The 21,683-nt window shown below is 66.1% G+C and carries 19 protein-coding genes and 1 tRNA gene; 7 read left to right on the top strand and 13 right to left on the bottom strand.

From position 1 onward, the window contains the following. Nucleotides 1-8: 8 nt before the first annotated feature. The 6 genes from AC6CHY_RS14180 to AC6CHY_RS14155 all read right to left on the bottom strand — a co-directional run bounded on the left by AC6CHY_RS14180 (nt 9) and on the right by AC6CHY_RS14155 (nt 4,794). Nucleotides 9-614 carry a GNAT family N-acetyltransferase gene (locus AC6CHY_RS14180; RefSeq protein WP_498227126.1) on the bottom strand — a complete coding sequence of 202 codons (606 nt, stop codon included), beginning with the start codon at nt 612-614 and terminating at the stop codon, nt 9-11. A gap of 43 nt (nt 615-657) precedes the next feature. Further along, complete coding sequence (locus AC6CHY_RS14175; protein ID WP_498227125.1) at nt 658-1,341, bottom strand: tyrosine-protein phosphatase; 684 nt, start codon at nt 1,339-1,341, stop codon at nt 658-660. A 26-nt stretch (nt 1,342-1,367) separates the two neighbouring features. Continuing rightward, nucleotides 1,368-1,742 (bottom strand): antibiotic biosynthesis monooxygenase family protein, encoded by a 375-nt coding sequence (locus tag AC6CHY_RS14170; RefSeq protein ID WP_498227124.1) that lies wholly within the window; start codon nt 1,740-1,742, stop codon nt 1,368-1,370. A gap of 167 nt (nt 1,743-1,909) precedes the next feature. Beyond that, nucleotides 1,910-2,782 (bottom strand): 3-hydroxyacyl-CoA dehydrogenase family protein, encoded by an 873-nt coding sequence (locus tag AC6CHY_RS14165; protein ID WP_498227123.1) that lies wholly within the window; start codon nt 2,780-2,782, stop codon nt 1,910-1,912. Beyond that, nucleotides 2,779-3,567, bottom strand: coding sequence for an enoyl-CoA hydratase/isomerase family protein (locus tag AC6CHY_RS14160; protein WP_498227122.1), 789 nt, complete (start codon nt 3,565-3,567; stop codon nt 2,779-2,781). Before AC6CHY_RS14160 ends, AC6CHY_RS14165 begins: the two co-directional genes overlap by 4 nt. A gap of 3 nt (nt 3,568-3,570) precedes the next feature. Further along, on the bottom strand, nt 3,571-4,794 hold the full coding sequence (locus tag AC6CHY_RS14155; protein WP_498227121.1) for a thiolase family protein: 1,224 nt from the start codon (nt 4,792-4,794) through the stop codon (nt 3,571-3,573). A gap of 346 nt (nt 4,795-5,140) precedes the next feature. Here AC6CHY_RS14155 and AC6CHY_RS14150 point away from each other — a divergent pair, with 346 nt between their 5' ends. Continuing rightward, nucleotides 5,141-6,589: an MFS transporter gene (locus AC6CHY_RS14150; protein WP_498227120.1), complete on the top strand. Its 1,449-nt coding sequence runs from the start codon at nt 5,141-5,143 to the stop codon at nt 6,587-6,589. Nucleotides 6,590-6,717: 128 nt separating this feature from the next. On the opposite strand, the gene AC6CHY_RS14145 is transcribed toward AC6CHY_RS14150, so the two are convergent. Next, nucleotides 6,718-8,169 carry an amino acid permease gene (locus AC6CHY_RS14145; protein WP_498227119.1) on the bottom strand — a complete coding sequence of 484 codons (1,452 nt, stop codon included), beginning with the start codon at nt 8,167-8,169 and terminating at the stop codon, nt 6,718-6,720. A 364-nt stretch (nt 8,170-8,533) separates the two neighbouring features. Between AC6CHY_RS14145 and AC6CHY_RS14140 the strand changes: the two genes are divergently transcribed. From AC6CHY_RS14140 to AC6CHY_RS14125, 4 genes are all read left to right on the top strand, one after another. Continuing rightward, complete coding sequence (locus tag AC6CHY_RS14140; RefSeq protein WP_217389287.1) at nt 8,534-9,499, top strand: 1,4-dihydroxy-2-naphthoyl-CoA synthase; 966 nt, start codon at nt 8,534-8,536, stop codon at nt 9,497-9,499. A gap of 21 nt (nt 9,500-9,520) precedes the next feature. Next, a complete protein-coding gene (locus AC6CHY_RS14135) occupies nt 9,521-10,648 on the top strand; it encodes an AMP-binding protein (RefSeq protein WP_498227118.1) in 1,128 nt (375 codons plus the stop codon). Between the two features lie 158 nt (nt 10,649-10,806). After that, nucleotides 10,807-12,174, top strand: coding sequence for a short-chain fatty acid transporter (locus AC6CHY_RS14130; RefSeq protein ID WP_217389285.1), 1,368 nt, complete (start codon nt 10,807-10,809; stop codon nt 12,172-12,174). A 93-nt stretch (nt 12,175-12,267) separates the two neighbouring features. Next, nucleotides 12,268-13,155: a 1,4-dihydroxy-2-naphthoate polyprenyltransferase gene (locus AC6CHY_RS14125; RefSeq protein WP_217389284.1), complete on the top strand. Its 888-nt coding sequence runs from the start codon at nt 12,268-12,270 to the stop codon at nt 13,153-13,155. Nucleotides 13,156-13,263: 108 nt separating this feature from the next. Here AC6CHY_RS14125 and AC6CHY_RS14120 read toward each other — a convergent pair whose 3' ends face one another. Next, entirely contained in the window at nt 13,264-13,734 is a 471-nt protein-coding gene (locus AC6CHY_RS14120; RefSeq protein ID WP_498227117.1) for a hypothetical protein, read from the bottom strand. 192 nt (nt 13,735-13,926) lie between these two features. Further along, nucleotides 13,927-16,755 carry an FAD-binding and (Fe-S)-binding domain-containing protein gene (locus AC6CHY_RS14115; protein WP_498227116.1) on the bottom strand — a complete coding sequence of 943 codons (2,829 nt, stop codon included), beginning with the start codon at nt 16,753-16,755 and terminating at the stop codon, nt 13,927-13,929. A 157-nt stretch (nt 16,756-16,912) separates the two neighbouring features. On the opposite strand from AC6CHY_RS14115, the gene AC6CHY_RS14110 reads away from it, so the two are divergent. Further along, the gene (locus AC6CHY_RS14110; protein WP_498227115.1) at nt 16,913-17,569 is read left to right on the top strand and encodes a GntR family transcriptional regulator; all 657 of its coding nucleotides are present in this window, start codon (nt 16,913-16,915) and stop codon (nt 17,567-17,569) included. Between the two features lie 94 nt (nt 17,570-17,663). Here AC6CHY_RS14110 and AC6CHY_RS14105 read toward each other — a convergent pair whose 3' ends face one another. Continuing rightward, entirely contained in the window at nt 17,664-17,933 is a 270-nt protein-coding gene (locus AC6CHY_RS14105) for a DUF4229 domain-containing protein (protein WP_217389280.1), read from the bottom strand. Nucleotides 17,934-17,985: 52 nt separating this feature from the next. Between AC6CHY_RS14105 and AC6CHY_RS14100 the strand changes: the two genes are divergently transcribed. Then, nucleotides 17,986-18,414, top strand: coding sequence for a PLDc N-terminal domain-containing protein (locus tag AC6CHY_RS14100; protein WP_217389279.1), 429 nt, complete (start codon nt 17,986-17,988; stop codon nt 18,412-18,414). A gap of 70 nt (nt 18,415-18,484) precedes the next feature. Here AC6CHY_RS14100 and AC6CHY_RS14095 read toward each other — a convergent pair whose 3' ends face one another. From AC6CHY_RS14095 to ccsB, 3 genes are all read right to left on the bottom strand, one after another. Further along, a complete protein-coding gene (locus AC6CHY_RS14095; RefSeq protein ID WP_498227114.1) occupies nt 18,485-19,651 on the bottom strand; it encodes an RtcB family protein in 1,167 nt (388 codons plus the stop codon). A gap of 579 nt (nt 19,652-20,230) precedes the next feature. Beyond that, nucleotides 20,231-20,304, bottom strand: a tRNA-Met gene (locus AC6CHY_RS14090). Between the two features lie 347 nt (nt 20,305-20,651). Further along, nucleotides 20,652-21,668, bottom strand: a complete 1,017-nt coding sequence (gene ccsB / locus AC6CHY_RS14085; RefSeq protein ID WP_498227113.1) for a c-type cytochrome biogenesis protein CcsB — start codon at nt 21,666-21,668, stop codon at nt 20,652-20,654. Nucleotides 21,669-21,683 lie beyond the last annotated feature (15 nt).

Here is a 21,683-nt window from a genome sequence, read left to right as displayed (position 1 = left end):
GCCCCGGGCTAGCGGCCTCGCTGCAGGTGCCCGGCCAGCCGGTGCTCCAGCCCGGACCGCACCTGGGGCCATTCGGAGGCGATAATCGAGTACACGCAGGTGTCGCGCAACGACCCGTCGGCCATGCGCCGGTGGGAGCGCAGCACCCCGTCGAGCTTGGCGCCCAGGCGTTCGATGGCGGCGCGGGAGGGCATGTTCATCCAGTGCGTGCGGAACTCCACCGCCGGGCAGCCGAGCACCTCGAAGGCGTGGGTGAGCAGCAGGAGCTTTGAGTCGACGTTGGTGCCGGTCCCGCGCACCGAGGCCCGGTTCCAGGTCGAGCCGATCTCGACGCGGGGCAGCCCCGGGTCGATGTCCATGTAGGTCGTCATGCCCAGCACCGCGGAATCCGCATTGCGCCGGGTGACAAATGGCAGCATCGACCCCTGCTCCTGCAATTCGAGGCGGCGATCGATTTCGGCGCGCATCTCATCCGGTGCCGGCACCACCGTGTACCAAAGGTTGAAGACATCGCCGTCGTTGACCGCGTCAACGAGTTCGTCGTGGTGTCCGTGCCGCAGGGGTTCGAGGGTCACCAGGCGCCCGCGCAACGTCAGGGGTTCAATCTTTGTCATGGCTCCAGCCTAAGGTGCTGCCGGGCCCCGAAGACCTCGGGGCTCAGGCCATCTTCTTCCTGATCTGATCCAATTCGGCCGGGCTGAGCCCGTGCTCCAGCAGGAAGGCTTCGACGCCGAGTGAATCGACGAACCGCCCCAGCGCCTCCAACCGCTCGTTCAGCGGGCCGATGAGGTCCGGTTCCTCGAGGTAGGACTCGTGCGGGTGCTTGACGGGGCTGACCCTGTGCCAATCGTTGATGCCCCGGAGGGAGGCCTCGTACTGGGCCTCGAGCAGGTCCTGCCGGTCGACCAATTTCAGCAGCATCGACACGATCAACCCGGTGCGGTCGCGCCCGGCCGAGCAATGCAGCACGACCTTTCCGCGGGCCGCGGCGATCTGGTGGAACACCTCCGCGATGCGGCCGGGAAAGAACTCGATGTTCCGCGGGTACATCCGCGGATGGTTCATGTAGGGCACGGCGAGCTGCGCGAACTCGGGGTGGCCCGGTTCCTCGGTGGGCGCGTTGACAATTGTTATTCCCGCCGTGGCGGCCTCGTCGACCTGGGGGTCGGTGGGGCGCCGCCGCACCTCGTCGGGGTTCCGCAGGTCAATGACGGTGCGCACGCCGTCGGCGTGGGCCTGCTGCCATCCGGCACCGGTCAGCCACTCGCGCCGGCCCATGCGGTAGATGCTTCCCAGCACGATCCTGGCGTTGACGGCGCCCTCCCACTGCGGCTGCTCCACGGACTCCCCCATCGCGTTGTTTCCCCTCAGGCCCTGTAACCCTCGTAGGTTTCGATGCGGATGTGGTGTTCCGGTCCCGTGGCCGGACGCGGGGCACCGGGCTTCGGCGCCCCGGCAGTCCCGGCATCCGATGCCGGGCCGGCGGTGCCGGGGGCCGCTGCCGCGGGCCGGGCATGCGAGGCGCGGAACGCCTCGGAATCCCGCCAGGCCTCGAAGTCCGACTCGGAGTCGAATTCCATGGTCACCCTGTACTGCGCCGCCGGGTCCACGGGGCGATCAAGGGTGGCGCGGGACAGGCCCTGGACGTTGGGGAGGTTGGAGCGCATGTTGCCGATGAAGCGTTCCTCGAATGCTGCTGCACGTTCTTCCGGAACATCGATGCGGTTCGTGACGACATACATGGTTGTTTTCCCTTCCCACCGTGGCGCCCGGTGTGCCCGGACGGCTCGGCTTCCAACCTACCGAAGATCTCCGCGGCTGCCCATTTCTCCCTGCCGCGTGGAGACACGCAAGCCGGCGCGCGCCCAGGACCCATGGCCCACGGCGCACACCGGCTTGGCGGTCGGGACTACCTGGAATCGGACCAGTCGTAGAAACCGCGACCGGTCTTGCGACCCAGGTGCCCCTGCTCCACCAGGTCCCGCAGGATCTGCGGCGGGGCAAAGCGGTCCCCCAGGGTCTCGTGCAGGTACTCGGCAATGCCCAGCCGCACGTCCAGGCCGACGATGTCGGTCGTCTTCAGGGGGCCGGTCGGGTGCTTGTAGCCCAGCACCATGGCGTTGTCGATGTCCTCGGCCGTGGCCACGCCCTCCTCCACCATGCGCATGGCCTCCAGGGCAATGGCGACTCCCAGGCGCGAGCTGGCGAACCCCGGGGCGTCGTTGACGACCACGGCGGTCTTGCCCAGGGCCTTGACCCAGCCGCGGGCCTTGTCGATGACCTCCGCGGCGCTCTGCTTGGCGATGACCACCTCGATCAGGGTCGAGGCGGGCACCGGGTTGAAGAAGTGCAGGCCCAGGAAGTTCGCCGGGCGTCGCAGTTCCGCGGCCAGGCCACTCATCGACAGCGAGGAGGTGTTCGAGGCGAGAATCGCGGTTTCGCCCAGGTTTTCCTCCACCTTTTGCAGCGAGGAAACCTTCAGCTCCCAGATCTCGGGAACCGCCTCGACGACCAGCCCGCGGTCGGCGAAAGCGGCGTAGTCCGTCGAAACGGCCAGCCGCGCGACGATCTGGTCGTGCGATTCGGCCACCTGGCCGCGGGCAATCGACTTGGCCACGGAGTCGGTGACGCGTTCAAGCGCCGCGCGCGCACTGTCCTGGTCGCGTTCCACGACGACGACGTGGGAGCCGTTCATCAGGAAGGCGTGGGCAATGCCTGCCCCCATGCGCCCGCCGCCCAGCACGCCGACCCTTGCGGGAAGTGCCGTCTCGATTTCACTCATTTGCTTTTCTTTCTGTCCAGGAAGGCCTGCATGCGATCAAATTTTGCCGGGGATTCAAAGAGCATTCCCTGGGCGAGCGTGTCAATGACGGGGTGGGCCTCGCGCGGGGCGTGGAAGACGCTCTTGGTGATGCGCACGGCCAACGCGTCCTGGGCACCGATGCGGTCGGCCAGGGCGGAGGCGGCGGCAAGCAGCTTGGCCCCGTCGACGAGTTCGGTGACGAGTCCGACGCGCAGGGCCTCCTCGCCCTTGAGCACCTTCCCGGCCAGCAGGATCTCCTTGGCGACAGGTTCGCCCACGAGTTCCTTCAGCCGCCAGGTGGCACCGGCGGCCGCCATGATGCCCAGCCCGGTTTCGGGGTTGCCCATGCGCAGCTCGGGTGTGCCGATGCGGAAGTCGGCGGCATATGCCAGCTCGGCCCCGCCGCCCAGCGCAAACCCGTCAAGGGCGGCGATCACCGGCATGGGCAGCTTCGCAAGCCTGTCGAAGATGCCCGAATTGATGCCGGCCAAGGCGTCGTCGCGGCGGCGCTCGCGCAACTGGGCGATGTCGGCGCCCGAGGCGAAGATGCCCTTGGTTCCGGTCTCTGGGTCGGCCGGGATCCCGGAGAGGATCAGGATCTTGGGGCTGGCCTCGAGGTAGGAGCAGACGGTGTGCAGCTCATCGACCATCAGCTGGTCGATCGCATTGCGGACCGCCGGGCGGTTCAGTTGTACGTTGAGCCTGTCCTCGCCCTCGGTGACCAACAGGGTCTGGAAGTCGGCCTGCTGCACGCCGGTCCCCATGCCCTAGACCCCCTCGATGAGCAGGGCCGCGCCCTGGCCGACGCCCACGCACATGGTGGCCAGGCCGAGCTTGGACCCGCCGTCCTTGGCTTCGCGTTCCAGGCGGCCGAGCAGGGTGATCACGATGCGCGAGCCGGAGGAGCCCAGCGGGTGGCCCAGCGCAATGGCTCCGCCGTCCCGGTTCACGATCTCCGGGTCCAGCCCGAGCTCGCGCATGGACGCCAGGGACTGCGAGGCGAACGCCTCGTTGAGTTCCACGGCGGCCAGGTCATCGACCGTGTAGCCGGAACGTTCCAGGACCTTGCGGCTGGAGGGGACCGGGCCCATGCCCATGATTTCCGGGGCCAGCCCGGCGGAGGCACCGTCGATGATGCGGGCGCGGGCAACAAGCCCGTACTTCTTGATGGCCGCCTCGGAGGCCACGATGATGGCCGAGGCACCGTCGTTGAGCGTGGAGGCGTTGCCGGCGGTGACCACGGTGCCGCCCTTCACGACCGGGCGCAGCTTCGAGAGGACTTCCATGGTGGTGCCGGGGCGCGGGCCCTCATCGGTGTCCACGACCGTCTCGCCCTTGCGGGTCTTCACGACCACCGGGACGATTTCGTCCGTGAAGTGCCCCGCCTCGATCGCGGCGATCGCGCGTTCGTGCGACTGCACGGCAAAGGCGTCGCAGTCCTCGCGGGAGGTGTTGTAGACCCGGGCGACTTCTTCGGCGGTTTCCGGCATGGAGAAGGTGGCCTTGCCGTCGCGGGAGAGCTCTCCGGAGAGGAACTCGGGGTTGGGGAAGCGCCAGCCAATGGAGGTGTCGTAGCTGGCACCCGGCTTGGCGAAGGCCTTGTCCGGCTTTTCCATGACCCACGGGGCGCGCGACATGGACTCGACGCCGCCGGCAACCACGATGTCCGCGGCACCGGCCTTGATCATGTGGCTGGCCATGGTGATGGCACTCATCCCGGAGGCACAGAGGCGGTTGACGGTGATGCCGGGAACGCTGTCGGGGAATCCTGCCAGCAGCCAGGCCATGCGGGCCACGTTGCGGTTTTCCTCGCCCGCGCCGTTGGCATTGCCGAAGATGACCTCGTCCACGGCCGACGGGTCGACGCCCGCACGTTCGACTGCCGCCTTGATGGCGATTGCGGCCAGGTCGTCGGGGCGCACGCTGCTCAGCGAACCGCCGTATCGTCCCACCGGGGTGCGGGCTCCGCCCACCAAGTAAGCCTCGGTCATCACAACTCCTTTGTCATTTGGCACACGCCCGGCCCATCCCCGCCGGAAACCCGGCGGAAGAGACCCTGCAATGCTCCGTGGTTTGGCCCCGGCACCCGGCTCCTGACGGAGACGAGAAGAATTACCGACCATTCGTTCACTAATACAATCCCATCATGCCACAAGCGGGGTCAACCTCCCGGGAAACAAACTTTTCGGGTTGACCCTGCCAAATCACTGCCGTATCGTCTTCCACTTGACCGACTCCGGGCCCTGCCTGGATCGTGGACCGTCACCGTCCGGGCCTTCAACATGGACTTGGGCGGGCATCCGGTCGACGGAAAGCTGAATAGCAAACGGAGCAGTAATGCAGCCGGAAAACAGCCAACCCAACCAACTAAATAGCACCACACCCGAGGCAGCCCAGACCACCAACCCGGTGGATTTCGGCGAAGACATCGGCCCGGACCTCTCCACCACCGCCGGCCGCAGCGAAATCCGCAAGGCAACTGCCGCCTCGGCCATGGGAAACCTCACCGAATGGTTTGATTACGGCGTCTATGCCGTGGCGGTCACCTACATTACGTTCCACTTTTTCCCCACCGAGGGCGGAACCCTCATGGCGCTGGGGACCTTCGCACTCTCGTTCCTGGTCAGGCCGCTCGGCGGCCTGGTTTGGGGACCGCTGGGCGACAAGCTTGGCCGCAAGCACATCCTGGCCCTCACCATCCTGATGATGTCCCTGGCAACCTTCTTCATCGGCATCCTGCCGACCTTCGAACAGGTCGGCATCCTGGCACCGATTCTGCTGGTGCTCCTGCGCATGGTCCAGGGCTTCTCCACCGGCGGGGAATACGGCGGCGCCGCAACATTCATGGCCGAGTACTCCCCCGACAAGAAGCGCGGCTTCTTCGGGTCGTTCCTGGAGTTCGGGACCCTCGGCGGCTTCGCCCTGGGCACGGCCGTGATGCTGGGCTTCCAGGTCGCGCTGAGCGACGAGGCAATGATGGACTGGGGCTGGCGCGTGCCGTTCATGATGGCGCTGCCCATGGGCCTGATTGGCCTCTACCTGCGAAACAAGCTGGAAGACACCCCTGTCTTCCAGGAACTCGAAGAGCGCGGCGAGGTCGAGGAATCAAGCTCGCTGCGCACGCTTATCCGCGGCTACTGGCGCCCGATGCTCATCATGAGCGGCCTGGTCATCGCCCTGAACGTCGTGAACTACACGCTGCTGAGCTACATGCCGACCTATCTCGAGGGCCAGCTGGGCCTTGACCCGAAGGCGTCACTGATGGTGATCCTGGTCGGCGAGGTCGCGATGATGGCCGTCATCCCCTTTGCCGGCTCGCTGTCGGACAAGGTGGGTCGAAAACCCCTGTGGTTCGCGTCGCTGATCGGCCTGTTTGTGCTGGCCCTGCCGCTGTTCTGGCTGATGGGCAGGAGTTTTCCGCTCGCGATCCTCGGCTTTGCGATCCTGGGCCTGCTCTACATCCCGCAGTTGGCCACCATCACGGCCACCTTCCCCGCCATGTTCCCGTCCCATGTCAGGTTTGCCGGCTTCGCCGTGACCTACAACGTGGCAACCGCGATCTTCGGCGGCACCGCGGCCATGGTCAACGAGGCGGTCATCAACGAGACCGACTTCCTGCTGTTCCCGGCCGTCTACATGATGGCGGCCTGTGCCATCGGCCTGGTGGCCACGCGGTACCTGCCCGAGACCGCCGGTGCCTCGCTGCGCGGAACCGAGCTTCCGGACGCCCACCAGACCGGCATCCTCGCCGACACGGACGAAGAGGCCCTCGCTCCCCGTTCCTAGGTTGGACCGGCCGCTTCCCCCCGGGGCAACGCGCTGGAAAAAACGGTGGGTGGGTGGTTCCCAAGACTTCCTTGGGAACCACCCACCCACCGTTTTTGCCGTTTTCGCTGCCCGGCGCGGACGAAGCCCTACGAGTAGAGCTCGCTCTTGGCGGTGTTGTGCTTGGCCTTCTGCCAGCCGATCCAGAGGCCGACGGCGATCAGCGGGATGCAGGCGATGGTGTACAGGCCCAGGTGGAAGACCTCGCCGTCGGGGCCGGTGAGCGTGTCAAAGCCGATGAGCACGGTGATGATCGCCAGGGCAATCAGGCCGGCCCAGCTGGTGTACGGGGAACCCGGCATCGGCAGGGAGGAGACCTCGCCGCGCTTTTTGCGCAACATCAACTGGCAGGCGAAGATCGAGGCCCAGGTGAACAGGACGCCGATCGAGGCGGTGTTCAGCGCAAGGTCGAAGGCGTAGGTCCCGCCGAGCCAGACGTTCAGGACGATGCCCACGAGGTAGACCCCGCCGATGGCCAGGATGCCGGCGTAGGGGACGTGGCGCTTGTTCATCCTGGTCAGCCACGCCGGGGCGTGGCCGTTGTTGGCCATGGCGCGGAAGATGCGGCCGATGGAGTACAGGCCCGAGTTGCAGGAGCTCAGTGCGGCGGTGATGACCACGAAGTTCATCACGCCGCCGATCCAGCCCCAGCCCAGCTGGTCGAAGACCGTGACGAACGGGCTTTCCCCCGCCTTGTACTGGTTCCACGGAACGATCATCGCCAGCAGCGTCACCGAGCCGACGTAGAAGACCACGATGCGCACCACGACGGCGCGGATTGCCGCCGGGACCTCCCTGGCAGGGTCCTCCATTTCGCCGGCGGTGATGCCGACCAGCTCGATGGCGTTGTAGGCGAAGATGACTGCGTTGAGCACGAGGATGGTGATCATGAAGCCGCGCGGGAACATTCCGCCGTCGCCGGCGAACAGGTTTGACACCGAGGCGTGGCCCTCGCCGACCTGGGCGTTGGTCACCACCAGGTAGGTGCCGATGCACAGGAAGAGCACGATCGCGGCGACCTTCAGGAAGGACGCCCAGAACTCGAACTCGGCAAACGCCTTGGCGCTAAAGAGGTTCACGGCCACCAGCAGGCCCAGCGCGCACAGCGCGGCGGCCTCCACCGGGACGCCCGGGAAGAAATAGGTGAAGTACAGGCCGATGGCGATGAGCTCGGCGATGCCGGTCATGGCCCAGTTCAGCACGTACATCCAGCCCGAGAGGAAGGCCCCCTTGGCGCCGAAGAGCTCACCGGCGTAGGAAACGAAGGAACCCGAGGACTGGCGGTACATGATCAGTTCGCCCAGTGCGCGCATCAGGAAGTACGCGATCAACCCGGCCATGGCGTAGGACAGGATCAGCGCCGGGCCGGTCGAGGCCAGGCGGCCGCCGGCCCCCATGAACAGGCCCACGCCGATCGCGCCGCCCATCGCGATCATCTGGACGTGCCTGCGGGTGAGGGTCTTCTGGTACCCCTCGGAGGTCAGTTCCGGTTCCCCGGTGGCGACATGATGCTGGTGGTCTCGGACGTTGTGTGGTTCCAACGCGTGGCTCCTTTGGTGACTCGATCAACCCGCATCGGTAGCACGGGGAGGCACCCGTCTAGGCCCGTTGGGGGCGCCCGATCAAACATTGGGCGGGGGTGGCAAGCCGCAAAATTACCGCACTTTGCCACCCAACATGAAGTCGGCAGAGGGGCCCGGGCGCACCCCGCGGCGGTGCCGCACGGCACCGACAAGGACACAGGTGCACTAGTGAGGAGGCAGTTTGATGCAACCCACACGCGGGCCCAAAACGCCACCATTAATTGTTGAACAGTTTGCGCGCCCGCGCCCGGCCCCGGGGATGCGGGAGCCGGGCACGCACCGCTTTCGCCCCCATGGCTCCCGAGCAGATAGCATTCAGGATGTGAGCACCGTTGATTCCGCACCCCAGTTGCCAGCCAAGGTTTCCGACATCTTCGACCCCGTGCAGTGGCGCGTCGTCGAGGGATTCGACCTCGAGGACATGACCTACCACCGCCAGGTCGAACGCGATTCCGCCGGCGCCGTCGTTCGCGACCTGCCCACCGTGCGCATCGCCTTCAACCGCCCCGAGGTCCGCAACGCGTTCCGCCCCGGAACCGTGGACGAGCTCTACCGCGTGATGGACCACGCGCGCATGAGCTCGGATGTGGCAACCGTCCTGCTCACCGGCAACGGCCCCTCGCCCAAGGACGGCGGGCATTCCTTCTGCTCCGGCGGGGACCAGCGCATCCGCGGCCGCGACGGCTACCGCTACGCCGAGGGCCAGACCGCCGACTCGATCGACCCGGCCCGCGCCGGCCGCCTGCACATCCTCGAGGTCCAGCGCCTGATGCGCACCATGCCCAAGGTCGTCATCGCCGTGGTCAACGGCTGGGCCGCCGGCGGCGGGCACTCGCTGCACGTGGTCTCGGACCTGACCATCGCCTCCCGCCAGCACGGCAGGTTCAAGCAGACCGACGCGACCGTCGGCTCCTTCGACGCCGGCTACGGCTCGGCGCTGCTGGCCCGCCAGGTCGGCCAGAAGACCGCACGGGCGATCTTCTTCCTCGCCCGCGAATACTCGGCCGAGGACATGGTGGCCATGGGAGCGGTCAACGAGGCGGTGGACCACGCCCGCCTCGAGGAGGTCGCCCTGGAGTACGCCGCCGACATCGCCAGGCAATCCCCGCAGGCCATCCGCATGCTCAAGTTCGCCTTCAACCTGGCAGACGACGGGCTGGCCGGCCAGCAGGTCTTCGCCGGCGAGGCCACCCGCATGGCCTACATGACCGACGAGGCCGTCGAGGGCCGCGACGCCTTCCTGGAGAAGCGCGACCCCGACTGGTCGCCGCACCCCTACTACTTCTAGGCCCAAGGAATCCAGCCGCCCATGAACCCCGATTCCGCGCTCGCCGCCCTGTCCGCCTCGCTCAACGGGGACGGACCGGCGGTGGAAATCCTGCCCGGTGCCACCAACAACGGCTATCTCGTGAACCCGGTGCCCGTCGCGGAGCTTGACGGGCTCCGGGACATCGCCGCGGTGGTGCGCACCTCGGGCTCCACCGGCACCCCGAAGCGCACCGCGCTGTCGGTCGAGGCCCTGGCCACCTCGTCCATGGCCACGGCCGAGTACCTGGGGTTCGAGGGCCAATGGCTGCTGGCCCTGCCCCTGCACTATGTGGCGGGGCTGGCGGTGCTCACGCGCAGCCTGTACGCGGGGACCCGGCCCTGGGCCATGGACCTGGACACCGGCTTCGACGCGGCCGGGTTCAACGAGGCAGCCTCCGCCCTGACCGATTCGCGGCGGCTCGTCTCCCTGGTTCCCACGCAGCTGCAGCGCCTGCTCACCGAGCCGACGGGGCAAACCCTGGCGACGCTCAAGCGCTTCGACGCGATCCTGCTTGGCGGGGCACGCGCCCCGCGGGCAGTGCTGGAGGAGGCGGCCAGGCATTCGCTCAAGCTCCACCTCACCTACGGCTCCAGCGAGACGGCCGGCGGCTGCGTCTACAACGCCCGCGCCCTGCCCGGGGTCCGGGTGAAGACCGTGGGGGGCAGGATCTGGCTGGGTGGGACCACCATCGCCTCGGGCTACCTCGGGAACCCCGAACTGACCTCCAGGCACTTCAGCGTCGACGACTCCGGCGTGCGCTGGTATGCGACCGACGACCTGGGCAGCTTCAACGACGGCGTGCTCTCGGTGACAGGACGCGCGGACGACGTGATCATCACCGGCGGGGTGAAGGTCTCCGCCGCCGAGGTCCAGCACGTCCTCGAAGCGGTTCCCGGGGTCGAGGCGGTGGCAGTGGTCCCGGTGCCCGATGCACAGTGGGGCCAGCAGATCGGTGCCGCCTATGTGGGCAACTGCTCCCCGGAGGCCCTGGCCGACGCGGTGCGCCGGTCGCTCGGTGCGGTTGCGGTGCCCCGGCGGGTGCTCAACCTGCCGGCGTTGCCGCTGCTGCCCAACGGCAAGTACGACCGGATGCAGCTCGCCTCGCGGCTGGCCGCGCCCTCGGACTGACCGGCCCGCGGCCCCGCCCGGGAGCCGGCGACACGCTCACCGCCCGGCCGGCATGCGGCCGGGGAAACCAGCTCTTCTGTCGTAACGTGGGAAACATCACTGGTCAGCGTCCATTTTCTGGCTGACCCCGCCGGATTCACACGAAGAGGTGTCAGTTCATGAGCAAAACCGCCGCACCGCAAGGTGGAACAGCAATCTCCCGGGCCATGCGGCCCGTCAACAACCTTGTCGAACGATTCATCCCCTCGGCCCTGGTCTTCGCGATTGCCCTGACCTTCATCGTCGCCGTCCTCGCGCTGCTGGTCACCGGGTCCAGCCCGCTGCTCATCGTGCAAAGCTGGGGAGACGGGCTCTCCGGGCTGCTGGCCTTCATCACCCAAATGGCGCTGGTGCTGATGCTCGGGTTCATCCTGGCCAACACCCGGCCCGTGCGCAGGCTCCTGCGCTTCCTGGGCCGCATCCCCAAGACCGCGCTCCAGGGCTACCTGTTCGTGTTCCTCGTGGCCGCCGTGGCATCCCTGGTCACCTGGGGACTGGGGCTCGTGGTGGGCGGGCTGCTGGCGCGGGAGGTCGCCGCCCAGGGACGGGAACGCGGCATCCGCTTCCACTTCCCGATGCTCGTGGCCGCCGGATTCGCCGGGTTCGTCGTCTGGCACATGGGCTACTCCGGCTCCGGGCCGCTGACCGCCGCCACCCCTGACTCGTTCATAGCCAAGCAGCTCGGCGGCCCGCTGTCGACCTCGGAGACGACGTTCTCCTCGTGGAACATGATCGCCACCGTGGCCACCATCGTCCTGGTTGCCTTCTCCCTGTACCTGGTGGCCCCGCGCGGAAACGACAAGATCGTGGAACTGGCCACCGACGCCCGCGAGGGCCTGGTAGCCGTGGACGACGAGGTCAGCACGCCGGCGGACCGCCTGGACGCCAGCCGGCTGCCCACGCTGCTGCTGGGCGCAATGCTGCTGGCCTACCTGGCCATCCACTTCTCCACCGGCGGCACCCTGACCCTGGACATCGTCAACTGGTCCTTCCTGGCCCTGATCCTGCTGCTGGTGCGCAGTCCCTTCGAGCTGATGGCGCTGACCAAGCACGCGGCGTCGAACGTCGGCGAGATCCTGCTGCAGTTCCCGCTCTACGCCGGGATCCTGGGCATCATGACCGGCACCGGGCTGATCCAGGTGCTCTCGGACGTGTTCGTGTCGATTTCCACGCCGCAGACCTTCGGGGTGCTGGCGTTCCTCTCGGCCGGGCTGGTGAACTTCTTCGTCCCCTCCGGCGGCGGGCAGTTCGCCGTGCAGGCGCCGATCATGCTCACCGCCGCCGCGGAGCTGGGCGTGGATCCGGCCATCCCGATCATGGCGGTTGCCTACGGCGACCAGTGGACCAACATGATCCAGCCCTTCTGGGCCCTGCCGCTGCTGGCCATCGCGGGATTGAAGATGCGCGACATCCTCGGTTACACCACGATCGTGCTGATCGCCTCCGGCATCGTTTTCGCCGCAACCCTGCTGGTCGTCTCGCTCTAGCGGCTCCCGCCTCCGCCGGCGGAATTTCTCCCCTGTCAACGGGCGGGAGAGAATGGGGACTGCAGGTTTTTGGAAGCAGCGAGAGGATTGATGGTGGCTACGATTGCCCAATGGGTTGCGGGCGCACGCTTGCGGACCCTGCCCATTGTGATTGCCCCGGTGATTATCGGCACGGCGGCCGCCGTGGACGTCACGGGAAAGCTCGCCTGGCTCGAGGCCCTGCTGGCCCTGGTGGTGGGGCTGTTGCTCCAGATCGGGGTGAACTACTCGAACGACTATTCCGACGGGATCCGCGGCACCGACGACGTCCGGGTGGGCCCGCTGCGGCTGACCGGATCGGGACTGGCCAAGCCGCATGCGGTCCGCAACGCCGCCTTCGCCTGCTTCGGCCTCGCGGGCATCGCCGGAGCGTTCCTGGTCGTGTACACCGCCTCCTGGCCGCTGCTGCTGGTCGGCGTCGCGGCAATCGCTGCGGCATGGGGCTACACCGGCGGCAAGAACCCCTACGGCTACCGGGGGCTGGGCGAGGTCTTCGTGTTCATCTTCTTCGGCCTCGTGGCCACCCTGGGAACCACCTACACCCAGGCGCACCAGCTCACGCTTCCGGCATACCTCGGGGCCGTGGGGACCGGGCTCATCGCCACCGCACTGCTGATGGCCAACAACATCCGCGACATCCCCACCGACAGGGACGTCGGCAAGATGACGCTCGCCGTGCGGCTGGGCGATCCCGCCGCACGCATCAGCTACGTGATGATGCTCGCCCTTGCCATCCTGTTGCCGCTGGTCATGGTGTCGACGCACCCCTGGATGTGGCTGATCCTGCTCACCGTGCCGCTGGGCCTGGCGCCTTGCTGGACCGTGTTGCGCAACCACGAACCGGGGGCCCTGATCCCGGTGCTCAAGCAGACCGGCATCATCAACCTGGCCTACGCTGCGCTGTTCACCGTCGCCATCGTGATGGAGAAGGCTCTGGCCTGATCCCCTGGGGAGCCGGCCGGCTCCCCTCCCCGTCCCGGCAACAGGCCCTGCCGCGAATGCGGCAGGGCCTGTTGCATACCGCCGGCCGGAGCGTGTGAATGCCTGCCGTCAGGCCCAGGTGGTCGGCCTGCGGAAGGCACGGCCCCTCAGGAAGGCCGCGGCCCTGCCGATGGCCGCGCAGGCACCCAGCACTGCCCAGAAGGCGAGCGGGTATGGTTCCACGATCTCGGCGTACCGGATCAACAGGCCCGCCGGCAGCAAGGTGAAGAAGACGAAGAACGCCGCCACATGCAGCCAGGGAACCTGCACCCTGCGCAGCAGCCGGTCCAGCAGCAGTGCCAGCGGGAGCCCGGCCAACAGCGCCACGACCAGGCTCGCCGCGGCAAACAACGGCCAGAAATCGACATGGTCCAGCTGCCCGCTGTAATGCTCGTCCGACCCCGCATCCCAGTACACGGCCAGCGCCAGGGCCAGGCCAAGCCAAAGTCCAACCGTGACAATCCAGCCCTTCCCGACGGCATACCAGTCAAGGGAAGAGCGGGCCCGGTTGGAGCCCTTGGGTTGGTGCTTGACATCCATCGGAAAATCGCCTCTCGGGAGCGGGTTCGGCGGAGGAACCGCAACCAGGGGGGCCGGGCTGCGGTGGTGCCGGGCATTATTTCATCGTAGCCGTGACATCGTTCCGGTGGACCAGCCAGGTCCGTGCCCGCCACATCCGCCACGGCCCCGGCGGGGCGATGCCTGCAACATGTCTGCGGGCATCGCCCCGCGCTAGGGCCGGGTGGCGCGCTCCAGCAATTCCAGCACGTGTTCGTAGGGCTGTTCCGTCGCCCGGGTCATGCCCAGCTCGCAGGTCCGGTTGCACGAGGCATGCGCGGTCGCGCCGAAGGCACGGACCTCGGCGGCCTGCACCTCGGTGGCCGAGGCGGTGAGCTCGGGGTGCAGCATCCCGCGGTCCCCGGCGAACGCGCAGCACCCCCAGTTCTCCGGGATCTGCACCGTCTCGGCCACGGCCTCGGCGACGGTGTGCAGCGCCGGGTTCAGCCCCATGCGCGTGGAGGAACACGTCGGGTGCAACGCCAGGGAGGCCACCTTCCGCCCCTCGGGCAGCAGCGGCAGGATGTGTTCGGCGGTGTAGTCCACCACGTCGATGATCCGCAGCAGCGGCTTGCCGCCCGCCGGGATCTCTTCGGCTTCGATGCTGTGGCGCAGGCCCTCGGTGCACGAGGAGGCATCGCAGAGGATCGGAAGCTCGCCGTTGCGGCTGGCGGCGCGCAGGGCCGCGACGGTGCGCTCCCGAATGGACGCATGTCCCGTTTCCATCCCCTTGGAGGACCACGGGGTGCCGCAGCACAGCGAGTCGATGCCCTCGGGGACCAGCAGTTCAACGCCGACCCGTTGGGCCAGGGCGCCGAAGCTTTCCTGAATCCCGGCCTGCGACGGGTCCGCGGGCCCGAACATGGTGTTCACGCAGGCGGGGAAGTAGACCGCCACCGGGTCGCCGGCCGGTGCCGGGCGTGCCCGCTTGGTGCCTCCGGCGGGCAGCTCGGCTGAATACAGCGGCAGCGTGTCTTCCCCCAGCACCGCGCGGCCGACCTTGTTGGCGCCGAGCACCAGCGGCAGCGGCACCTTGTCCGCGACGCCCAGCAGCTTGCCTGCCCCCTGTGTCACCGCCGACCAGTGCTGCGCCGCGGCGCCCCAGACGGCCCCTTCGACCTTGTTGGCGTTCTTGGCGCGCAACTTTTTCACCAGGGTGCCGGTGTTGATGTCCACCGGGCAGGCGGTTTGGCACATGCCGTCCACCGCACAGGTGTCGAGAGACTCGTAGGAGTAGTCCTGCTCCAGCTCGGCGACCAGCTTGGTGTCGCCTGCCAGCCGTGCGGTCTCGATGGCGCGCAGCGTGACGATGCGTTGGCGCGGGGTCAGTGTCAGGTTCCGCGAGGGACACACCGGCTCGCAGTAGCCGCAGGCCACGCAGCGGTCGACTTCCGGGTCCACGGCCGGGGTGACCTTGATGTGGCGCAGGTGGGCCTGCGGGTCCTCGTCCAGGATGACCCCGGGGTTCAGCAGCCCGGCGGGATCCAGCAGCATCTTGAGCTCGCGCATGACGCCGTAGAGCTCGTCGCCGTATTGGCGGCGCACGTAGGGAGCCATCACCCTGCCGGTGCCGTGTTCGGCCTTGAGCGATCCGCCCTCCCCGAGCACCAGGTCGACCATGTCCTCGGTGAATGCCGAATAGCGCCGGATCTGGTCCGTGGTGTGGAATCCGTCGGTGAGCATGAAGTGGACGTTGCCGTCCTTGGCGTGGCCGAAGATGACGGAGTTTTCGTAGCCGTACCGGTCGAAGAGCACCGAAAGCTCGGCGCAGGTCCTGGCCAGGGCGGGAACCGGAACGACCACGTCTTCGAGCAGGGCCGTCGTCCCCTGCGTTCGGGCGCCAGCCACGGAGGCATAGAGCCCCTTGCGCAGTTTCCACAATTGGGCGCGGATCTTGGCGTCCGGGCTGAATTGCGCCGGAGCACTGAGCTTGAGAGAGTTGGCCAGCGACATTCCCCGCGCCTGGCGATCGGCCAACTCTTCGGCGCTTGTTGCCGTGTATTCGACCAAAAGCGCGGCATGCGATTGCACCGCGAGGTCACTGACAATTTGCGGCGTTCCGGGCAGGCTCTGCCCGACCCTCAGCGAAAGCGAATCCATCAGTTCCACGGTCGCGGCGCCGGATTCGACCAGTGCCTCGAGGGACTCGTTGGCCGAGAACAGGTCGTCGAAGACCATCAGCGACGTGGTGACGTGCTTGTGCACCGGCAGCGTCCTGAAGGTCGCCTCCGCGACGAAACCGAGTGTTCCCTCGGAACCGACGATGAGGTGTGCCAGCACCTGGGCGGGATCCTGGTGGTCGAGGAACGAGTTCAGTCCGTAGCCCATGGTGTTCTTCATGGAGAATTGGTGCTTGATGGTTGCCACCGACTCGGCGTTGGTGCGCACCCGCTTGGCCAGGCGTTCGAGGCCTTCGAAGAGATCCGGTTCCAGCGTCCGCAGTTTCTCGTTGGCGTCGGCCGCACCGGTGTCCACCACGGTTCCGCTGGTCAGCACGATGACCAGGGACTCGAGGGTCTGGTAGACGTTGTCGACGGTTCCGCAGTGCATTCCCGAGGAATTGTTGGCCACCACGCCGCCAACGGTGCAGGCAGCCTCGGAGGCCGGATCCGGCCCGAACTTGCGCCCGTAAAGCGCCAGCCGCGCATTCAGCGCCCGCACCGTGACTCCGGGCTGGACGCGCACCCGTTCGCCGTTGTCCAGGACCTCGATGTCCTTGAAGTTCTTGCGCACGTCGACCAGCAGCGAGTCGGTGACCCCCTGTCCTGAGAGCGAGGTCCCGCCCGAACGGAACGTCAGCGGAAGGTTGAGTTCGGCACTGGCCCTGAGCAGGGCGCCGACCTCGGCGCCATCGTTCGGGATCGCCACGGCCCGCGGCGTCAGCAGGAAGTGGGAGGCGTCGTTGGCATAGGCGTGCAGGTCGATGGCGCGTTCGGTGAGCTGGTTGTCATGGCTTAGTGCACTGCGCAGCGTTGAAATCAAGGTATGGCTCTTCCGTTCCATCGGATAAGAATACGCCGGCAAATGTGCCAAGCCCCTGGGACCCGAAACGTACCAACTCGAATATTGTCTAACAAGTACACTTGTCATTCAAGCCGTGTTCGAGAATATCTGTCACGATTAATGTCCCGGTTGCCCGCAAGTCAAAGGATCCGCCCGCATGAGTCAACGCGTCACCGCCCTGTCCATCATTGACGCAATCGTCGCGGACCTGCGTCGGCGGATCTACCAGGGCGAGCTCACACAGGGCGCTGCCCTGACCGAAGCGGAGGTGGCCGCGAACTATGACGTCGCCAGGCCAACCGCCAAGGCCGCCATCGAGCGGCTGGTATCGGAATCACTCCTGGAGCGCGGCGCCCACAAAACTGCGCGGGTCAAGACATTGGGCGCCGATTCGGTCAGGGACATCTATTTCGCCCGGGCGTACCTGGAATCCGAGGTGGTGCGACGCCTGGCCAGGAACACCACCGTCCCGCCGGCGGCTGTCAGCGCGAATGCCGATATCACCGCCCGCACGTCGCGGCCGGCCACGGACATCATCGAACCAGACATGATGTTTCACACCGCCTTGGTCGACGCCATGCAAAACAAGCGGACCAGCGCGATGTACCGGTCATTATTGGGCGAGGTCAGGCTCTGCATGACCCGCGTACAGTCACTGGAGCTACTCGACACCGCCCAGATCGCCGCCGAGCATGCCGCCATCCTCGAAAGGATCGCGGCAGGCGATCCCGAGGGGGCGGCCAACGTGTTGGATGGCCATCTGGCCCACGCCCGGGAGCTGCTGGCGGCGCAGCTCGAAGCGACTTCCGGCTAGGGGCCCGGACGGCGCAAGACAGGCGTTAATGCCACGGGGGGCCCTAGACGCGGCCGCGTGTAACGCAGGGCCCCGGTCGCGCTGATGCGAAAAGTTACTTCTCGCCGTCCAGGAAACGGTCTTCCGCAGCCTCATCGTCCAAGTCTTGCTTGGACTTCTTGGGCCCCTTGGAGTTGAACATTTTTTGCACGTCGGTGTTGGCCGCCAGGCGCAATTTGTTCAGGAAGAGGTAGCTCAGCGCAAAGGCGATCAACAATGCGACCAGGCCCGCAGTGAAAATGGGCCAGCGCAGGAGAACTACGAGTGGAAGGAATACTACGAAGAACAGGGCCAGCCGAATCACGGTGTACTTGAAGAACTGCACCCATACAGTCTAGACGCAGCCAGAACACAGATAAATTCACTAGACTGTCACTATGGTCAGGAACTTTATTTTTTTGGCATTGGTTGCACTGGCGGTAACCATCTATGCCTTGATCGAATGCGTGCGTACGCCTCCGCACGAGGTCCGTTCGCTGCCCAAGGCCGGCTGGGTGGCCGCGATCGTCTTGCTTCCGCTGATCGGGGCCGGGCTGTGGTTCTGGCTGGGTCGGCCCAAGAATACTTCCGATGCGCGAGCGACAGAGTCGCGACAGGGCGCCACGGGTGCCCCGGACGACGATCCGGAGTTCCTTCGCAAGCTCGAGCGGCAGCGTCGCAACAAGGCGCGTGAGGATGAATTGCGCCGCAAGGAAGCCGAGTTGGAGGCCCTGGAGCGCAAATTGCGCGAAGAAGGCAAACCCGGCGACAAGCCCCGTGACGAAGGTGGCAACCCCACGGAAGACACACCGCGGCATACGCCGTAGGTAAAAAGCCCACCGGCAATGCCCCATGGTTGGGTGGGCCACGGACTCCGTGGCCCACCCAACCATTTTTTTAATCGCCCTTGACGTTGATGATCTGGCGCAGCTTGTGCTGCACCCGCACCAGCTCGGCCGCATCTTCCATGACCTGGTCAATGGGCTTGTAGGCGCCGGGGATCTCGTCTATGAAGGCATCCGTGTCGCGGTACTCGATCCCCGCCATAGCTTCGCGCAACTGCTCGAGGCTGAAGGCCTTGCGTGCCGCCGAGCGCGAATACTCGCGACCGGCGCCGTGCGGAGAGGAGTCCAGGGCAACGGGGTTGCCCTTCCCCACGACCACGTATGAGGCGGTGCCCATCGATCCCGGAATCAGTCCATGGTCGCCTTCACGGGCACGGATGGCGCCCTTCCGGGAGAGCCACACCGATTTGCCGAAGTGGGTCTCCTTTTCCGTGAAGTTGTGGTGGCAGTTGATCCGTTCAAGTTCCCGCACCTCTCCGCCGACCCATTCGCCGAACTGGCGGATGACACGGTCCATCATTTCCTCGCGGTTGAGCAGCGCAAAATGCTGGGCCCACCGCAATTCCCGGATGTACGCAGCAAACTCGTCGGTTCCCTCCACCAGGTAGGCAAGGTCCGGGTCCGGAAGATTGATCCAGTACCTCTTGGCCACCTGCTGGGCCACCTTGATGTGCTTGGAAGCGATCTTGTTGCCGATCCCCCGGGAACCGGAATGCAGGAACAGCCAGACGTTCTCATCCTCGTCCAGAGAGACTTCGATGAAGTGGTTACCGGAACCGAGGGTTCCCAGCTGAAGTTCCCAGTTCCCCGCATAGCTCCCCGGATCGAACCCGGCCTCAGCCGCAAGCGCCTTCAACTCGGCGATCCTGGGTGCGGCCGTGGCCACGACCTTTCGGTTGTACCTGCCAGCGGAGAGGGGAATCGCGCGTTCGATGTCCTCGCGCAGCGGCTTGCGGTCCGTGGGGAGCTGGTGCGCGCCGTACTGTGTTTTCACGGCGATCATGCCGCACCCGATATCCACGCCAACGGCGGCCGGAATGATGGCCCCGAGGGTGGGGATCACCGAGCCGACGGTGGCCCCCTTACCGAGGTGCGCATCCGGCATCAGGGCGAGGTGAGGGAAGACGAAGGGCATCTTCGAGGCGGTGATTGCCTGCTCACGGGTCTTCTCGTCCAAGATGGACGCCCAGTTCTTGAGCCGGCTGTTGATGGTCTCCACGAATTCTCTTTCTGCTTGGCTTGTTCCGGCCTGAAGACTCAGGGCGGGTCGAAAGATTCGGGGAAACGATCGGATCCAAAAAAGAAACCCCGAACCGGTGCGGTTGCGGGGTTTTGTGTCCTGCTGGCGTGCAGGGATCTACAAACGGGGCAACCGACGGACTTCTTCTTGCTTTTGCTGGCCAGCAAAAACGCGCAGGGAAAGAACACTGGGCTTAATCATTTTCAGATTCGACATGGTCCTCTTCCCTTCGTTCCGGAGCGGTTCCCGCGGGCGGGATTGTTGGTGAGCCGGCCACCAGCGATGGTCGACAAATGCCGAGCCTAGCAGCCGAAATTGGATTTGGGCAAGGAATCGCCTTCATGCCATTTCGGGCACCACGGCAAGATGGCGCGACGGGCGGGTGCCTTCGAAGGAGAATTCGAATTTCGCCCGGCAACGACTTTGGCGCCCCGGCTCGAGCCCGCGGGGCTCTATGTCGAACCGGTCGACGACACGTCTGCCGGTCCCCGACTTTGGGTCTGTTCGTTAATGCAAACAGCCTTTGTTCCTGAATCAGGAACAAAGGCTGTTTCTTTGTGGCGGGGACAGGATTTGAACCTGTGACCTCCGGGTTATGAGCCCGGCGAGCTACCGAACTGCTCCACCCCGCGTCGGTAGATACAACAATAACAGTGGATTGCCCAGCCACCTAATCGAGCGGTCAACTAGGTGAACTTCCCGAGAATTCCGGCATATCCGGGCCACATTGGGCTATGTTGCACTAATTTCGTTGCCTGAACGCCGCCGATTGCACAACATTCCACGGTGAGGTCGGTCACGATCCCAGGTGAGCGACATGCCGCCCACCCCCGGAAAGTCCCACACGGGGTCTCGGTGCGCCGCCGGCAGGGTTCTCCGCCGTGACCGGCGTCCACCCGGAGCCCGGGCCTCCAGAACGCACCGGTGGCCCCGGACCCGTCGTTACGGGTACGAGGCCACCAGGCTTCTTGCGGCAGGCTTAGAGGCCGGCGTACGAGTGCAGACCGTTGAAGTAGATGTTCACGATGGTGAAGTTGAAGACGATGCAGAGGTAGCCGATGATGCTCAACCAGGCCGAGCGTGCACCGGTCCAGCCACCCGTCGCGCGGGCGTGCAGGTATCCGGCATAGACAACCCAGATCACAAAGCTCCAGACTTCCTTGGTGTCCCACCCCCAGTAGCGGCCCCACGCGGCCTCCGCCCAGATCGCGCCGGCCATGACGGTGAACGTCCACATCACGAATGCCACGGCATTGATGCGGTACGCAAAGTTCTCCAGGGCAGCTGCACCCGGCGCCAGGCGCATGAATGGCATCTTGTCGGCCTTGCCTGCGGCCAATGCATCGATCCTTGAGTGCTGGACCAGTTGGAGCACGTTCATGGCAAAGGTGATGGTGAACAGGGACGAGGCCAGCACCGCGATGGAAACGTGGATAATCAGCCAATAGCTCTGCAGGGCGGGCACCAGGTGCGCAACCGGCGTGGGGAAGCCCATGGTGGCACCACACAGCATCACGGTGACCAGGCCGATGACGAAGGTGCCCATGAAGCGCAGGTCCTTCTTCAGCAGCACGAGAGAGAACACAAGGGCCACCAGGAAGGAGCCCGTGGACAGGAATTCGTACATGTTGCCCCACGGCACGCGGGCGGCCGCCACTCCGCGGGATGCCACGGCAAAGCCCTGCATGAGCACGCCGAGCCAGGTCAGGGACACCGCAACCTTCGCCGCCATGCGCTTCGAGGAGGCGACGGTGTAGTCCATGGAGTCATTGACCAGCTCGTTTGCCGAGCTGCCCGCCGGAGGGGAATCGATGGCACCCGCCGCAACCAGGGTCTTCTTTTCGGACGCAAGTGTGGCGGCGTCGATCTCCTGGATGAGCTTGCTGGACTTTGCAAGGTCCCACGCGAAGGCGACGAAGGCCGAGGCGTAGACGATTGCGGCCAGCAACATGAACAGGTCGCTGTACTGTCCCAAGGCCACGTTGATCGTGGGCATGTCGTTTTCCATAGG

This window comes from Paeniglutamicibacter sp. GQ140 (genome assembly GCF_059759235.1).
This window is presented reverse-complemented; position numbering and strand designations above follow the sequence as displayed.

Excerpts from the sequence above, each read along its gene's own strand:
- AC6CHY_RS14170 (WP_498227124.1), bottom strand. The coding sequence starts at position 1,742 with ATGTATGTCGTCACGAACCGCATCGATGTTCCGGAAGAACGTGCAGCA.
- AC6CHY_RS14180 (WP_498227126.1), bottom strand. The coding sequence starts at position 614 with ATGACAAAGATTGAACCCCTGACGTTGCGCGGGCGCCTGGTGACCCTC.
- AC6CHY_RS14115 (WP_498227116.1), bottom strand. The coding sequence starts at position 16,755 with ATGGAACGGAAGAGCCATACCTTGATTTCAACGCTGCGCAGTGCACTA.
- AC6CHY_RS14130 (WP_217389285.1), top strand. The coding sequence starts at position 10,807 with ATGAGCAAAACCGCCGCACCGCAAGGTGGAACAGCAATCTCCCGGGCC.
- AC6CHY_RS14160 (WP_498227122.1), bottom strand. The coding sequence starts at position 3,567 with ATGGGGACCGGCGTGCAGCAGGCCGACTTCCAGACCCTGTTGGTCACC.
- AC6CHY_RS14165 (WP_498227123.1), bottom strand. The coding sequence starts at position 2,782 with ATGAGTGAAATCGAGACGGCACTTCCCGCAAGGGTCGGCGTGCTGGGC.
- AC6CHY_RS14155 (WP_498227121.1), bottom strand. The coding sequence starts at position 4,794 with ATGACCGAGGCTTACTTGGTGGGCGGAGCCCGCACCCCGGTGGGACGA.
- AC6CHY_RS14135 (WP_498227118.1), top strand. The coding sequence starts at position 9,521 with ATGAACCCCGATTCCGCGCTCGCCGCCCTGTCCGCCTCGCTCAACGGG.
- AC6CHY_RS14120 (WP_498227117.1), bottom strand. The coding sequence starts at position 13,734 with ATGGATGTCAAGCACCAACCCAAGGGCTCCAACCGGGCCCGCTCTTCC.
- AC6CHY_RS14110 (WP_498227115.1), top strand. The coding sequence starts at position 16,913 with ATGAGTCAACGCGTCACCGCCCTGTCCATCATTGACGCAATCGTCGCG.
- ccsB (WP_498227113.1), bottom strand. The coding sequence starts at position 21,668 with ATGCCCACGATCAACGTGGCCTTGGGACAGTACAGCGACCTGTTCATG.
- AC6CHY_RS14100 (WP_217389279.1), top strand. The coding sequence starts at position 17,986 with ATGGTCAGGAACTTTATTTTTTTGGCATTGGTTGCACTGGCGGTAACC.
- AC6CHY_RS14150 (WP_498227120.1), top strand. The coding sequence starts at position 5,141 with ATGCAGCCGGAAAACAGCCAACCCAACCAACTAAATAGCACCACACCC.